The organism is Achromobacter sp. 1014246743 (genome assembly GCF_059760725.1).
The window spans coordinates 14,646-28,103 of sequence record NZ_JCBANA010000080.1 but is presented as its reverse complement, the minus strand read 5'-3'; the positions used below and the strand labels follow the sequence as shown (position 1 = coordinate 28,103).

At 66.4% G+C, this 13,458-nt stretch carries 15 protein-coding genes and 1 pseudogene; 9 read left to right on the top strand and 7 right to left on the bottom strand.

Translation table 11 applies throughout. The annotated features are described in order from the left end of the window. Positions 1–64: 64 nt before the first annotated feature. The 4 genes from AC6LJ2_RS25750 to AC6LJ2_RS25735 all read right to left on the bottom strand — a co-directional run bounded on the left by AC6LJ2_RS25750 (position 65) and on the right by AC6LJ2_RS25735 (position 4,656). On the bottom strand, positions 65–1,597 hold the full coding sequence (locus tag AC6LJ2_RS25750; RefSeq protein WP_263911097.1) for an ABC transporter substrate-binding protein: 1,533 nt from the start codon (positions 1,595–1,597) through the stop codon (positions 65–67). Between the two features lie 52 nt (positions 1,598–1,649). Continuing rightward, positions 1,650–3,503, bottom strand: a complete 1,854-nt coding sequence (locus tag AC6LJ2_RS25745; protein WP_498152460.1) for an ABC transporter ATP-binding protein — start codon at positions 3,501–3,503, stop codon at positions 1,650–1,652. Positions 3,504–3,512: 9 nt separating this feature from the next. Then, the gene (locus tag AC6LJ2_RS25740) at positions 3,513–4,025 is read right to left on the bottom strand and encodes a winged helix DNA-binding protein (protein ID WP_175195699.1); all 513 of its coding nucleotides are present in this window, start codon (positions 4,023–4,025) and stop codon (positions 3,513–3,515) included. Between the two features lie 133 nt (positions 4,026–4,158). After that, positions 4,159–4,656, bottom strand: coding sequence for an Lrp/AsnC family transcriptional regulator (locus AC6LJ2_RS25735; protein ID WP_263911095.1), 498 nt, complete (start codon positions 4,654–4,656; stop codon positions 4,159–4,161). Positions 4,657–4,770: 114 nt separating this feature from the next. On the opposite strand from AC6LJ2_RS25735, the gene AC6LJ2_RS25730 reads away from it, so the two are divergent. Then, positions 4,771–6,252, top strand: a complete 1,482-nt coding sequence (locus tag AC6LJ2_RS25730; protein ID WP_445656929.1) for an aminotransferase class V-fold PLP-dependent enzyme — start codon at positions 4,771–4,773, stop codon at positions 6,250–6,252. A gap of 113 nt (positions 6,253–6,365) precedes the next feature. Here the strand turns inward: AC6LJ2_RS25730 and AC6LJ2_RS25725 are convergent, their stop codons facing one another. Next, entirely contained in the window at positions 6,366–6,752 is a 387-nt protein-coding gene (locus AC6LJ2_RS25725; RefSeq protein WP_445656928.1) for a hypothetical protein, read from the bottom strand. 325 nt (positions 6,753–7,077) lie between these two features. Between AC6LJ2_RS25725 and fmdA the strand changes: the two genes are divergently transcribed. Both fmdA and AC6LJ2_RS25715 read left to right on the top strand, forming a co-directional pair. Then, positions 7,078–8,307 carry a formamidase gene (fmdA, locus tag AC6LJ2_RS25720; protein WP_263911092.1) on the top strand — a complete coding sequence of 410 codons (1,230 nt, stop codon included), beginning with the start codon at positions 7,078–7,080 and terminating at the stop codon, positions 8,305–8,307. A 22-nt stretch (positions 8,308–8,329) separates the two neighbouring features. Further along, positions 8,330–8,662 carry an FmdB family zinc ribbon protein gene (locus AC6LJ2_RS25715; RefSeq protein WP_498152459.1) on the top strand — a complete coding sequence of 111 codons (333 nt, stop codon included), beginning with the start codon at positions 8,330–8,332 and terminating at the stop codon, positions 8,660–8,662. Positions 8,663–8,691: 29 nt separating this feature from the next. Here AC6LJ2_RS25715 and AC6LJ2_RS25710 read toward each other — a convergent pair whose 3' ends face one another. After that, positions 8,692–9,435: an ABC transporter substrate-binding protein gene (locus tag AC6LJ2_RS25710; RefSeq protein ID WP_498152458.1), complete on the bottom strand. Its 744-nt coding sequence runs from the start codon at positions 9,433–9,435 to the stop codon at positions 8,692–8,694. A 130-nt stretch (positions 9,436–9,565) separates the two neighbouring features. After that, a complete protein-coding gene (locus tag AC6LJ2_RS25705) occupies positions 9,566–9,991 on the bottom strand; it encodes a copper resistance protein NlpE (RefSeq protein ID WP_498152457.1) in 426 nt (141 codons plus the stop codon). 292 nt (positions 9,992–10,283) lie between these two features. On the opposite strand from AC6LJ2_RS25705, the gene AC6LJ2_RS25700 reads away from it, so the two are divergent. From AC6LJ2_RS25700 to AC6LJ2_RS25675, 6 genes and pseudogenes are all read left to right on the top strand, one after another. Next, complete coding sequence (locus AC6LJ2_RS25700) at positions 10,284–10,679, top strand: GFA family protein (protein ID WP_263911087.1); 396 nt, start codon at positions 10,284–10,286, stop codon at positions 10,677–10,679. A 121-nt stretch (positions 10,680–10,800) separates the two neighbouring features. Then, entirely contained in the window at positions 10,801–11,271 is a 471-nt protein-coding gene (locus AC6LJ2_RS25695; RefSeq protein ID WP_445656923.1) for an OsmC family protein, read from the top strand. A gap of 115 nt (positions 11,272–11,386) precedes the next feature. Next, complete coding sequence (locus AC6LJ2_RS25690; RefSeq protein WP_498152456.1) at positions 11,387–12,034, top strand: glutathione S-transferase family protein; 648 nt, start codon at positions 11,387–11,389, stop codon at positions 12,032–12,034. 14 nt (positions 12,035–12,048) lie between these two features. Further along, on the top strand, positions 12,049–12,624 hold the full coding sequence (locus tag AC6LJ2_RS25685) for a GNAT family N-acetyltransferase (RefSeq protein WP_498152455.1): 576 nt from the start codon (positions 12,049–12,051) through the stop codon (positions 12,622–12,624). Between the two features lie 31 nt (positions 12,625–12,655). Further along, the gene (locus tag AC6LJ2_RS25680; protein ID WP_445656920.1) at positions 12,656–13,207 is read left to right on the top strand and encodes a cysteine hydrolase family protein; all 552 of its coding nucleotides are present in this window, start codon (positions 12,656–12,658) and stop codon (positions 13,205–13,207) included. A gap of 6 nt (positions 13,208–13,213) precedes the next feature. Then, positions 13,214–13,429: pseudogene (locus AC6LJ2_RS25675) on the top strand (DUF3820 family protein); the annotation flags it as partial. Positions 13,430–13,458 lie beyond the last annotated feature (29 nt).

The window sequence follows — 13,458 nt, the reverse complement described above, 5'->3', positions numbered from 1 at the left end:
GCCCCGGTTTTCACCGGGGCGGGTCAGTAGGGTTAATGCGCAAGCGCGCAGCGCTTCGGGGGGGTTAGTCCACCGACGTGTCGACGAAGCGGAAGCGGATGTCGCCCGGGACTTCCAGGTTCTTCACGCGCTTGTTCACGCCCACGATCGTGTTCAGGCTGTACAGCGGCAGTTCCAGCGCCTGGTCGGCCACGTAGCCGGCGATTTCCTGCAGCATGGCTTCGCGCTTCTTCACGTCATAGACGGTGCGTTGCGCTTCCAGCATGGCGTTCAGCTTGGGATCGTTGTCGTACGGGTTCCACTTCTGGCCCGAGTGATACATCAGGTAGGCCGTGTTGTCGTAGTCGTACGTCCAGCCGCCCCATTGGTTCTGCCACATCTCGCCGGTCTTGCCGCCGGGGATGATGTCGTTGAGCAGCACGCCGGTTTCGTACGGCTTGATGGTGGCGCGCACGCCCACGGCCTGCAGGTAGCCCGACACGGCCTGGGCCACTTCGCGGAAGTTCGAATCGCTGCCGCGCACGTCGATCTGCACCGTGGCGCCGGCCTTGATGCCGGCGCCGGCCAGCAGCTTCTTGGCTTCGGCGGGGTTGAACGGCAGGGGCTTCTGGTCGGGGTTGTAGCCGAACGACTGCGGGCCCTGGAAGCTGGCGATGGTCTTGGCCTGGCCCAGCAGCAGCTGCTTGACGATGGCGTCGCGGTCCACGGCCATGATCAGCGCGCGGCGCACGTCGCGGTGCTGGGTGATGCCGGTCTTGGTGTTGTAGCGCAGCGCGAAGGCCACCGGGCCGCCGGTCGAGATGACATCGGCGTTGCCGGACTTCTTCACGGTTTCGATCAGGCCCAGCGGGATCAGCGTGGCGACGTCGATGCGGCCGGCTTGCAGCTCGGCCACCTGGGTGCCCGGTTCGCCGATGAAGCGATACACCACCTTGTCCAGCTTGGGCTTGCCGCCCCAGTAGTCGTCGTTGCGCGCCAGGGTCACGTTGACCTTGGGCTGGTAGCTTTCGAACTTGAACGGGCCCGTGCCGACCGGGTGGGTGTTGAAGTTGTCTTCGCCCTTTTCCTGGATGTACTTGGGCGGCACGATCATGGCGCCGTAGCCGGCCAGCTTGGTCAAGAGCACCGGGTCCGGCTGCTTCAGGATGAAGTCGACGGTGTATTCGTCCACCACCTTGACCTCGCCGATCGAGTCGTAGTTGGACTTCTGCGGGCCCTTGGCGCCTTCGGCGCCCAGCAGGCGTTCAAAGGTGAACTTCACGGCTTCGGCGTTGAAGGGTTCGCCGTTGTGGAACTTCACGCCCTGGCGCAGCGTAAAGCGCAGGCGCTTGTTGTCGTCCAGGTATTCCCACTTGGTGGCCAGGCCGGGTTGCAGCTTCAGGTCGGCGCCGCGCATCGTCAGGCCGTCATACAGGTTGCTGCCGACCGACCCCCAGAACGTCACGAAGGTGTCGATCGGGTCCCAGCTGCCCGGGTCCTGGTTGATGGCTACGTTGAGCGTGCCGGCGGCTTGCGCGGTCGACAGGACCGCGGGCAGCGCGCCGCCCAGCGCCAGGGCCAGGGCGGTGGCGGTGAAGGTTTTGCGTAGGGAGAGCATGTTCAACTCCAGGGACGGGGAATCGGGCGGGCCGACGTGAAAAAGAGGGGGTTCAGGCCGCGCGGGCCACGCGGTGGCCGGGCGCGAATTCAACCAGGGGAATGATCGCGGGTTCGTCGCCCACGCGCCGCACGGGGCTGGGGATCTCGCCCTCGATCAGCGAGGTATCGATGTGGCGGCCCGGTTCGGCCACTGGCACGGCGGCCAGCAGCTTGCGGGTGTAGGCATGCTGCGGCGATTCGAAAATCTGGCGGCGGGTGCCCAGCTCGACGATCTGGCCCAGGTACAGCACCGCCACGCGGTGGCTGACCTTTTCCACCACCGCCATGTCGTGGGTGATGAACAGGTACGACAGGCCGCGGTCTTTCTGCAGGTCCATCAGCAGGTTCAGGATCTGCGCCTGGATCGATACGTCCAGCGCCGACACCGATTCGTCGGCAATGATCAGTTTGGGGTTGCTGGCCAGGGCGCGCGCGATGCACACGCGCTGGCGCTGGCCGCCCGAGAATTCATGCGGATAGCGGCGGGCGTGTTCGGGTTTCAGGCCCACTTGTTCCAGCAGTTCGCCCACGCGGCGCGCGATGGCGTCGTCGCCCGCCAGCAGGCCGTGGGTGCGGATGGGTTCGGCGATGCTGAACGCCACCGTCTTGCGCGGGTCCAGCGAGGCGTACGGATCCTGGAAGATGTACTGGATTTCCTGGCGCAGGCGCTGGCGCCCGGCACTGTCCATCGAAAAAATGTCCTGGCCGTTGTAGCGCACGGCGCCCGAGGTCGGCGCCACCAGTTGCTGTAAGGTCTTGCCGATGGTGGACTTGCCGCTGCCCGATTCACCCACCAGCGCCAGCGTCTCGCCGGGGTAGACGTCAAAGCTCACTTCTTCCACCGCGTGCACGCGGTGCGTGACGCGGCCGAACAGGTTGTGGCCGACGTCAAAGCGGGTAGTCAGTTTTTCCACGCGCAGCACCGGCTCGTCGTAGCGGGCGGTGTCCTGCTCGCGGGTCTCGCCCACTTCGCGCAGCGTGTCGCCTTCCAGCACCGTCTGCGGCGTGCGCAGCGGCAGGTCGCGGCCGGTCAGGCTGCCCAGGCGCGGCACCGCGGCCAGCAGCGCGCGGGTATAGGGGTGCTTGGGCGCGCGGAAGATCTCTTCCACGGTACCTTGTTCGACCTTCTTGCCGCGCAGCATCACGACGACGTCGTCGGCCATCTCGGCCACCACGCCCATGTCGTGCGTGATGAAGATGACGGCCGTGCCCAGGTCGCGTTGCAGTTCGCGCACGGTGTTCAGGATCTGCGCCTGGATGGTGACGTCCAGCGCGGTGGTCGGCTCGTCGGCGATCAGCAGCCGCGGCTGGCACGACAGCGCCATGGCGATCATCACGCGCTGGCGCATGCCGCCCGACAGCTGGTGCGGGTAGCGGTCCAGCAGCTGCTCGGCGTCGGGCAGGCGCACTTTTTCCAGCAGGGCGCGCGCCGATTTGCGCGCGGCCGACCGCGACAGCTGCTGGTGCAGCATGATCGCTTCGACGATCTGGTCGCCGATCGTGAACACCGGGTTCAGCGAGGTCATCGGTTCCTGGAAGATCATCGCGATGTCGTTGCCGCGGATGGCGCGCATCTGCTCGTCCGACGCGGCGGTCAGGTCGACTTCCTGGCCGGCGCTGTTCTGGAACAGGATCTTGCCGGTGGCAATGCGACCGTTGTTGTAGTCCGTCAGCCGCATGATGGCCATGGACGTGACCGACTTGCCCGAGCCGGACTCGCCGACGATGGCCAGCGTCTTGCCCGGCCGCACGTCGAAGTCCAGGTTGTCGACGGCGCGGAACACGCCGTTCGCGGTGTTGAAATCGACCGACACGCCGCGCACGGACAGAAGCGGCTGGCTTGAAGAGGCAAGAGTGCTAGACAACGTGAATTCTCACAGCGAGGTGGCGGCGCGGGCAGCCTGGTCGTACAGGCCCGACAGGGCGCGCAGGGTGTTGGCCAGTTGGCGGCTGGCGTCGTCCGCGGCGGGCGAATCAATGAACGGCTTGACCAGGCACTGCTCGCGCACTTCTGCGTAGCGCTGGATCGCGGCCGCGCCGGCATCGGTGGTGGTGTAGATCACTTCCTTGCCGGTCTTGGCGCTTTGCACCACGCCCAGCCGCTCGAGCTTCTTGAGCGAATAGTTCACCAGGTGGGTGTCTTCGACATTGAGCGTGAAGCAGATGTCGGCCAGCTTCTTGCCGCGGCCGCGGTGGAACACGTGGTTCAGCACCAGGATGTCCAGCGAGGTCAGTTCCGGCAGCCCGGCACAGGCCATGCAGCGGACCATCCAGCGGTTGAAGGCGTGCGACGCGATGATCAGGCCGAACTCCACCTCGGACAGCTCCGGGGCGGACGAGGCGAGATGGGAGGAGGAAACAATGGCGTCCCGGACGGAAACAGACATGGGCGGCTAGTTGGGGACGGATCGACAACAAAACGTTGGCGAACTATTGACGATTTGTCGATATGGGCGCATCCGGGATAACCCGTGGATATAAGCCACCCCGGGGCTTCATGACCGGGAGTTATCGCAGCCGTTATCCCGGCGTGCCGTCCTCGACCGCACCCGCCAATTGCGTCAGGTCGGGCGGCCGGTTCTCGATAATGGCTTCCATGCTGAAAAAGCCCGTCACCGTCGACAGCTCGAAGTCGGTAATCAGCTTCTGGTAGAAGCGGTCGTAGCCGGCGATGCCGCGGCAGGTGACCTTGATCAGGTAATCCCAGTCGCCGCCGATGCGGTAGAACTCGGTCACCTCGGGCAGGCGCTCGACGTGGCGCCGAAAGCCATCGGCCCAGTCCTTGGCGTGGTGGCTGGTGCGGATCATCACGAACACGGTCAGGTCCAGCCCCAGCGCCACCAGGTTGACCTGGGCGCGGGTGCCGCGAATGATGCCGCTGGCGTTCAGCCGCTGCAGCCGGCGCCAGCAGGCGTTCTGCGACAAACCGACCCGATCCGCCAGCTCGCGCTGCGACAGCGAACCCTCGCGTTGCAGGCAAGCAATGATACTTAGATCAAATTTGTCTATTTTTTCCATGAATTCGATCAAATGAACGGTTTTTAGTGATTTTCACCAAAATTTAGGTGAGGTTTCAAATTTATTTCCACCGTATGATATTCCGAGATAAATCCCTGTTCTCGTCTCACCATCATGTCTACCCAAGCGACCCCGGCCATCACAGGGCCGTTGCGCCAGTTTCAAGAATCCCTGGTATCCGCCGACATCGCCGCCGCCCTCGCTGACGGGCTGATCGGCAAGGACGCCGTCATCGACGGCCCTTACGGCACCAAGCCGCTCGTCTACGCCGACTACGTGGCGTCGGGCCGGGCGCTCATGCAGGTCGAACGCTTCGTGCTCGAGCACGTGCTGCCTTACTACGCCAACTCGCACACCGAGGCCTCTTACTGCGGCGGCTTCATCACACGCCTGCGCCGCGAAGCCCGCGCCGTCGTCGGCCGCTGTTGCGGCGCCAGCGACGAACATGCCGTGATCTTCTCGGGCTCGGGTGCCACGATGGGCATCAACCGCCTGGTGCACCTGCTTGGCGTGTCCGCCGCGGTGGCCGCGGGCCGCAAGGTCCGCATCGTCATCGGCCCCTACGAGCATCACTCCAATATCCTGCCGTGGCGCGAATGCGGCGCCGAACTCCTCTCGGTGGCCGAAAGCCCGCTGGGCGGCCCCGACCTCGCCGAGCTGGACGCCGCCTTGCAGGCCCCGGCCGGCACGCTGGTCGTCTGCGCACTGTCCGCCGCGTCCAACGTCACCGGCATCGTGGCCGACGTGGCGGCGATTACCCGGCGCGTCAAGCAGACCGGCGCAAGAATGGTCTGGGACTACGCCGGCGGCGCGCCCTACCTGGACATCCGCATGTCGCCCGCGGCCGATGCCTTGATCGACGCCATCGTATTCTCGCCGCACAAGTTCATCGGCGGGCCGGGGGCATCCGGCATCCTGATCGTACGCCGCGACGCCGTGGTGCCGGACACGCCCACGTTTCCGGGCGGCGGCACCGTCAAGTTCGTCTCGCCCGCCGGCCACGACTACAGCGCCAGCCTCGAAGCCCGCGAAGAAGCCGGCACGCCCAACGTGGTGGGCGACATCCGCGCCGCGCTGGTGCTGCTGGTGAAAGACGCGCTGGGCGCCGATTTCATGCAGCGCCGCAATGCCGACCTAGTGCGGCGTGCGCTGGCTCGCTGGCAAGGCGTGCCGCAGCTGGAGTTGCTGGGGTCGCTGACCGCGCCGCGCCTGCCGATCTTCTCCTTCCGCGTGCGCAACGGCCGTGGCGGCTTCGTGCACCAGCAACTGGTGACGCGCATGCTGAGCGACCGCTTCGGCATCCAGGCCCGCGGCGGCTGCGCCTGCGCCGGGCCGTACGTCCATCACCTGCTGGACATCGACGCGGCCGAATCCTCGCAGATGCGCCAGGCCATTCTCGCAGGGCGTGAAATCGAAAAGCCCGGCTTCATCCGCCTGAATTTCAGCGTGCTGCTGGCCGACGCCAAGGCCGATTTCATCCTGGATTCGGTGCTGGCGCTGGCGGCCGATGCCACCGACTTCGAAGCCGACTACGACTTCGACCCCAGCCGGGCGATCTTCTTCCCGCGCGTGGCCGAGCCAGAAGCCGTCGGCTGATCGGCCCGCTTGTCGGGGGTGCCCTGAACGTCGGCCGTACCTGCGGCCGACGTTTTCATCTGGGCGGCCGATTGCCGCGCGAGGTCATGCCTGGCCGGGTCGCGCGCCTGTCGTCAGGGCTGCTTCATGTAGGGGCCGCAGGTATCGATCCAGGCGGTCTTCTTGGCGGCCAGATTGTCCGGCAGCGTCGTCATCGACTGCACCGTCCTGTCCGGAAACTGGCCGCCGTCGCGCGTGCACTGTTCGTAGTCGTCGACCAGCGCAAACTCCATGTCGAGCAGGTCCAGTCGCCCCTGGCACAGCAGCGAATTCAGCTGGTGCAGATTGGTCACTTCGCGTTTGGTCTGCACCGTGACGGCCTCCTTGTAGCGCGCGACGCTGGCGTCGAATTGCGCCACGCATTGCTCGTCGGCCTGTGCCGATACGGGCAGCGCCGCGGCGAGCAGCAAGGCGGCGGACAAGGGGCGGGGCAGGAGGCGGAAAGCGTTGGGCAGGAACATGGAGGTGGGCGGGCGTTGCGGCGAGAAGGCGACAGGCGATGGCGGCATCATAACTGCCAGGGCCGATGCCCCGCGACCGGGGCCATCTCGCGGCCGCGATGGGCACTGCGTATAAACCCAGTTTACGCACGCCCGAAACTGGCCTACCGTGCAAGACGAATCGCGGGCTTGCACGACCTGGGCCCATCGCCCGTTCAACAGGGGCGGTCCGGCTGGCCCGGATGCGTGCCAGGCTCAAGGGGCGACAGCATCCGGCCCGCGATTGAGGTTCTGTTTTATCAACACTTTTGTTTTGCCAAAACACTACGTTGGAGATGAAAGAGAAATGACCGATACGCTCATCCGGGTCGACCTGGCCCAATCCCCCTACGAAAACAAGCAGATCCACAACCGCTGGCATCCGGACATTCCCATGGCGGTGTGGGTCAAGCCCGGCGATGACTTCATCCTGGAAACCTATGATTGGACCGGCGGCGCGATCAAGAACGACGACAGCGCGGACGACGTGCGCGACGTGGACCTGTCCACCGTGCACTTCCTGTCGGGCCCGGTGGGGGTAGAGGGCGCCGAACCCGGCGACTTGCTGGTGGTGGACCTGCTGGACATCGGCGCCAAGCCGGACAGCCTGTGGGGCTTCAATGGATTTTTCAGCCGCACCAACGGCGGCGGCTTCCTGACCGATCATTTTCCGCATGCGCAGAAATCCATCTGGGATTTTCACGGCATGTTCACGTCGTCGCGGCACATTCCGGGCGTGAATTTCGCCGGGCTGATCCACCCCGGCCTGATCGGCTGCCTGCCCGACAAGAAGCTGCTGGACACCTGGAACCAGCGTGAGCAGGCGCTGATCGATACGAACCCCAACCGCGTGCCGCCGCTGGCCAATCCGCCGGCCCCGAAGACAGCCCACATGGGCGCCCTGCAAGGGGCCGATCGCGACCGCGCGGCGGGCGAAGGCGCACGCACCGTGCCGCCGCGCGAACACGGCGGCAACTGCGACATCAAGGACCTGTCACGCGGCGCGCGGGTGTTCTTCCCGGTATACGTCAAGGGCGGCGGCCTGTCGGTGGGCGACCTGCATTTTTCGCAGGGCGACGGCGAAATCACCTTCTGCGGCGCCATCGAAATGGCCGGCTGGGTGCACATGCGCGTCACGCTCATCAAGGGCGGCATGGAAAAGTACGCCATCAAGAATCCCATCTTCAAGCCCAGCCCGATCACGCCGGCCTACAAGGACTACCTGATCTTCGAAGGCATCTCGGTGGACGAAGGCGGCAAGCAGCACTACCTAGACGTCAACGTGGCCTACCGCCAGGCTTGCCTGAACGCCATCGAATACCTGAAGAAGTTCGGGTATTCCGGGGCGCAGGCCTATTCCCTGCTGGGTTGCGCGCCGGTGCAGGGGCACATCAGCGGGGTGGTGGATATTCCGAATTCCTGCGCCACGCTGTGGCTGCCCACCGAAATCTTCGATTTCGACATCCAGCCGTCGGCATCCGGGCCGGTCAAGCACATCAAGGGCGGTATCGACATGCCCTTGTCGCGCGATCGCTGACCCGGCGCACAAGGAGCCTGCCATGCCCATGTATGACTATTCCTGCGCGGACTGCGGCGACTTCGCGGCGCTGCGGCCGTTGGCGCAGTGGCGCGATCCGGCGGCGTGTCCGGATTGCGGTGCAATGTCTGGCCGCATCGTCGGCGGCGCGCCGGCGATTTCGGCGTTGTCGTCCGCGGTGAACCGCGCCCATGCCGCCAACGAACGCAGCGCCAACGAGCCGCGCAGCACGCGTTCGGGCCACGGCATGAACTGCGGTTGCTGCTCGGGTGGGCGCAAAAGCGGCAAGACGCGCACCACTGCCGATGGGGCGAAATCCTTTGCCGGCTCGCGGCCCTGGATGATCAGCCACTGACCCCCAGGAAGGCCGCGCCTGCCGGAAGGCTACCCCTGGTTTTCCAGCGGCGCCACCGCCGCGCCCTGGATGTTGTGACGCGCCAGGGCGTCGGCGACGAAGCCCGTTTTCTTCATGGCTTCGACAAACGCCGACAGGTAGGCGCTGGCCTTCGCGCCACGGCTCTTGGGTACGCCCATGGCCTGGCGGATCAGCATGAAATGACCGTCCAGAAGGCGCAGGCCGCCCAGGCGCTCGGCGTCGGCTTCCAGCTGCTGCTTCACGCCGGCCGCGACTTCCAGGTTTTCCTGGATGAAGGTGTCGACCACGGCGGGCGAGGTGGGCGCGCGGAAGATCTCGGCGTGCTTGAGTTCACGGGTCAGGTACAGGTCGTAGGCGCTGCCTTTGCCGACCACCACGCGCTGGCCGGTGCAGTCCACTTCTTCCTGGCGGGTGATGGTTGAGTCCTGGCGCACCAGGTAGGCGCCTTCGATGACCACGTAGGGGGCGGTGAAGGCGATCTGTTCGCCGCGCAGCGGGTCGATCGCGAAAAAGCCCACGTCGGCTTGCTCGGCGGCCACCGCGTTGACCGACTCGCCGGCCGATTTGAACACCACCAGTTCCAGTTTCACGTCCAGCCGGCGCGCCAGTTCCGTGGCCAGGTCCACCGACACGCCGCCGGGGGCGCCGGTGTCCGGATGCGTGTTGGCCAGGATGGGGTTGCCCAGATTGATGGAGGCGCGCAGCATCCCCGTCGGGGCGAAGGCGTCGAGCAATTCGTGATCGGTTTTCATGGCGTTCCTTCCTTGGGTGCGCACCGTTCGGTGCGCGCCGCCCGGCACGGGCCGGGCGGCGGGGCATGTTCAGCCTGGAAGAATAGCCGGAAGACGGCGGCTTGCGCGACGCCGCCGGCGATGCCGTGGACTACTGGGCGCGCCGCAGCACGTAATGCGGGGCCAGCGGGCCGGTCGGGCGGGTGCCATCGCGGTACAGCAGGATGACCTGGTTTTCGGCGATGAAATAGCGCTGGCTGTCGCCGGAGGCATCGAGCCGGATGGTGCTGCCGTCGGACTCCCAGCTGAACGTGCCGGCCACGGTTTCGGGCTGCGGCTGGCGGTCCAGGTATTGGGTGCTGCGTTCGTAGCGGCCGTCTTTCATCAGCGTCAGGCGCGTCTGGATGCCGGGGCAATCGGCGCAGGGCAGGGTGCCTTCGTAGCTGCCGGGCCAGTCCAGCGCGTTGCGGGCCGTATGGTTGTCCACGGGCACGGACCGTGCGGTGATGGGTTTGGAAGGGGCGCAGCCGGCAAGCAGGGCGACTGTCAGGGTGCAGGTCAGGGTGGTTTTCATCATGGCGAGCTCCTGTGTAGCTGAGCGTCCACGATACGGACGCAAGCTTGTCCTTGCTGAAACGGGTTGTAAAGGTCATGCGGGCGCTGTCCCGCTATGCGGGAAGGTGTTGCGGACGGCGGAATCAAGGATGGCCCGGCTGCGCGTCAAAGGGGATGATGGCGGCAAGCGAGCCGCCGGATCTTGGCCGTGGTTGCCCCTCAGCAGGGCCGTATCGGTGCGCTGCACGCGGTTCGCCCACGCTACGCTTATATCTTGAGCCGGCCGCCTGCCGCGGCCACCAAGGAGACTCGCCATGAAGGGAAGCTGCCTGTGCGGCGCCGTGGCCTACGAAGCAGATCGCCTGTCGGGGCCGATCTTCCATTGCCATTGCGCCACGTGCCGCAAGTCGCACGGGGCCGCGTTCGCGTCGACCGCGCGGGTGGCGCGCGAAGACTTTCGCTGGACCCGGGGCCAGGCCACGCTGGGGGCGTATGAGTCCTCGCCCGGCAAGATCCGCCACTTCTGCACGGCCTGTGGCGCGCACCTGATGGCGCACTGGGTCGACCGGCCGCAGGTCATCTTGCGGGTGGCCACGCTGGACGATGACCCGGGCGCGCGACCGGCCGCGCATATCCATGTGTCGCACGATGTGCCGTGGCTGGTCGATGGCCCCGACGTGGCGGCGTACCCGGATGCGCCGCCTGCGTGATGCACGCATGCCGGTCCGGAATGCGCGCCCCATTTGTCCCACATGGACCTTCACTGGCTTCGCGCGCTTGGGCTACGCTATCCGTCTTCGTACCCGCACTGCAACTTCAGGAATGCCTGCCATGAAAGGCGAACACCACTACGACGTCAACGTGACCTGGACCGGCAACACCGGCAAGGGCACCGCCAGTTATACGGCCTATTCCCGCGACCATGTCATCCAGGCGCCCGGCAAGGCCGACATCGCCGGCTCGGCCGATCCCGCCTTTCGCGGTGACGCGGCCCGCTGGAATCCCGAAGACCTGCTGGTGGCGTCGCTGTCGGCCTGCCACAAGCTCTGGTACCTGCACCTGTGCGCGGTCGAAGGCATCGTGGTCACCGTCTATCGCGACGACGCGCAAGGCGTCATGCGTGAAGACCCGGACCATGGCGGCGCGTTCGCGTCAGTGACGCTGCGGCCCGAGGTCACCATCCAGGCGGGCGGCGACGCCGGCCTGGCCGAAGCCCTGCACGCCCGCGCGCACCACTTCTGCTACATCGCGAACTCCGTGAAATTCCCGGTGCACTGCGAGCCGCGCATCGTCGTGGCCTGAAGCCGACCCGCGTGGCGTGGCTTGAACCCGGTCCGTGCATGGCGACCCGAACCTGACACGCATTGTTCATCCGCATTTCCGACCCGCATTTCCCATCCATTTCAAGGACGCCAACATGCTGACCATCTGGGGCCGGCGCAGTTCATTCAATGTGCAGAAAGTGCTGTGGCTGGCGGGTGAACTGGGCCTGTCCTACGAACACGTGCCGGCCGGCGGGCAATTCGGCGTGCTGGATACGCCGCAGTTCCGCCGCCTGAACCCGCACGGCAAGGTGCCGCTGCTGCGCGACGGCGACACGGTGGTGTGGGAATCCCACGCCATCCTGCGCTACCTGGCGGCGCGCTACGGGCCTGATGCGTTCTGGCCGGCGGACCCGGCGCGGCGCGTCCGGGCCGACGGCTGGATGGACTGGGCCCAGACGGCGTTGCAGCCGGCGTTCCTGTCGGGCGTGTTCTGGGGCTACTACCGCACCCCCGAAGCCGCGCGCGATACCGCGGCCATCGCGCGCAGCCTGGCGGCCACCCATGCCTGCCTGCGACAACTGGACGCGGTCCTGGCCACGCAGCCCTACCTGGACGGCGACGCGCTGACGCTGGCCGATATGCCGGCGGCCACATCCCTGTACCGTTACTACGAACTGGACATCGACCACGCGCCGCTTCCCAATGTGCGCGCCTGGTACGAACGCCTGCAGGCGCGCCCGGCCTATCGCGAACATGTCATGGTGCCGTTTGGCGAATTGAAGGGGCGGCTGGATTTTTGATTTAAGCTGCTCGCATGTCTTTCCCCATCACCGACTGGCCGCACCATGCCCCCGACCTGGGCATCGCCGGCCTGCGCCTGCGTCGGCTGCATGACGCGGACGCCGCCGATTGGTACACCTACCTGAATGACGATGCCGTCACGCGCCACACCAGTTGGCAGCTTGACGGCCCGGAAACATTGGTCCGGCTGATCCGCGGCTATGCCGACCCGGCCGCCACGCACAGCGTGCGCCTGGCCATTGCCGGGGCCGACGACCGGCTGATCGGCACCATCGGCTTGAACGAGATTTCGTTGCCGAACCGCCGCGCCGAAATCGCCTACGATCTGGCGCCGACGCACTGGCGCCAGGGCATTGCCACGCAGGCCTGCACGGTTGTCACCGACTGGGCCTTGCAGACGCTGGGCCTGGCCCGGGTGCAGGCCACGGTGCTGGATACCAACACGGCCTCGGCCGGCGTGCTGGAACGCTGCCGCTTTCATCGCGAAGGGCTGTTGCACCACTATCGCGTGGTGCGCGGCGAGTCGCGCCATTTCTGGATCTACGCCCGCATCTGGCCGCCCCCCATCGTGGGGGCGGAATGCGGCTAGGAAATTTCAAACCGGACCCTACGAGGAAAGCATGACGTCCGCCCTGATCGTGATCGATGTGCAACGCGCCCTGTTCGAGACCACCCCCGCCCCCGCTGATGCCGAGGCGGTGTTGGCGCGCATCAACGCGCTGGCCGATCGCGCCCGCGCGGCCGGCGCGCCGGTCATCTACGTGCAGCACGAAGCCCCAGGCAGCCCGATGGATGTCGGCCTGCCGGCCTGGCAGCTGGACACGCGGCTGCGACCGGCCGAGGGCGACATCCGGGTGCGCAAGACCACGCCCGATTCCTTCCTGCGCACCGATCTGGCGGACGTGCTGGCTCAGGCCGGCGCCACGCGGCTGGTGGTGTGCGGCTATGCCAGCGAATTCTGCGTCGACACCACCGTGCGCCGCGCCGCGGCGCTGGGCTTTCCGGTGACGCTGGCGGCCGATGCCCACACCACGCAAGACAAGCCGCATGCGCCGGGCGCGCAGATCCGGGCGCACCACAACGCCACGTTGTCGTCCATTGCCAGCTTCGGCGTCAAGATCACGGCCGTTCCGGCCGCCGACATCCCCTTTGGCGGCACGGCCGCCCCCTGATATCCCATGGATCCCGAACTGCTGTCGTTGCTGGTGACGCGCACCATGCCGTTTGGCAAATACCAGGGGCACCTGATCGCCGACCTGCCGGGGCCCTACCTGGCGTGGTTTGCGCGCAAGGGCTTTCCGAAAGGGGAGCTTGGCCGCTTGCTGGCGCTGATGCTTGAGCTGGACCATAACGGCCTGTCTTCCTTACTGGATCCTTTACGGACCGCGCCGCGCGCCTGGCCGGGCCAGCCGCCCGGGGACTT

What these genes read in the sequence shown, in the direction of transcription:
- AC6LJ2_RS25750 (WP_263911097.1), bottom strand. Translation starts at nt 1,597, where the DNA reads ATGCTCTCCCTACGCAAAACCTTCACCGCCACCGCCCTGGCCCTGGCG.
- AC6LJ2_RS25740 (WP_175195699.1), bottom strand. Translation starts at nt 4,025, where the DNA reads ATGTCTGTTTCCGTCCGGGACGCCATTGTTTCCTCCTCCCATCTCGCC.
- AC6LJ2_RS25735 (WP_263911095.1), bottom strand. Translation starts at nt 4,656, where the DNA reads ATGGAAAAAATAGACAAATTTGATCTAAGTATCATTGCTTGCCTGCAA.
- AC6LJ2_RS25730 (WP_445656929.1), top strand. Translation starts at nt 4,771, where the DNA reads ATGTCTACCCAAGCGACCCCGGCCATCACAGGGCCGTTGCGCCAGTTT.
- AC6LJ2_RS25725 (WP_445656928.1), bottom strand. Translation starts at nt 6,752, where the DNA reads ATGTTCCTGCCCAACGCTTTCCGCCTCCTGCCCCGCCCCTTGTCCGCC.
- fmdA (WP_263911092.1), top strand. Translation starts at nt 7,078, where the DNA reads ATGACCGATACGCTCATCCGGGTCGACCTGGCCCAATCCCCCTACGAA.
- AC6LJ2_RS25715 (WP_498152459.1), top strand. Translation starts at nt 8,330, where the DNA reads ATGCCCATGTATGACTATTCCTGCGCGGACTGCGGCGACTTCGCGGCG.
- AC6LJ2_RS25710 (WP_498152458.1), bottom strand. Translation starts at nt 9,435, where the DNA reads ATGAAAACCGATCACGAATTGCTCGACGCCTTCGCCCCGACGGGGATG.
- AC6LJ2_RS25705 (WP_498152457.1), bottom strand. Translation starts at nt 9,991, where the DNA reads ATGATGAAAACCACCCTGACCTGCACCCTGACAGTCGCCCTGCTTGCC.
- AC6LJ2_RS25700 (WP_263911087.1), top strand. Translation starts at nt 10,284, where the DNA reads ATGAAGGGAAGCTGCCTGTGCGGCGCCGTGGCCTACGAAGCAGATCGC.
- AC6LJ2_RS25695 (WP_445656923.1), top strand. Translation starts at nt 10,801, where the DNA reads ATGAAAGGCGAACACCACTACGACGTCAACGTGACCTGGACCGGCAAC.
- AC6LJ2_RS25690 (WP_498152456.1), top strand. Translation starts at nt 11,387, where the DNA reads ATGCTGACCATCTGGGGCCGGCGCAGTTCATTCAATGTGCAGAAAGTG.
- AC6LJ2_RS25685 (WP_498152455.1), top strand. Translation starts at nt 12,049, where the DNA reads ATGTCTTTCCCCATCACCGACTGGCCGCACCATGCCCCCGACCTGGGC.
- AC6LJ2_RS25680 (WP_445656920.1), top strand. Translation starts at nt 12,656, where the DNA reads ATGACGTCCGCCCTGATCGTGATCGATGTGCAACGCGCCCTGTTCGAG.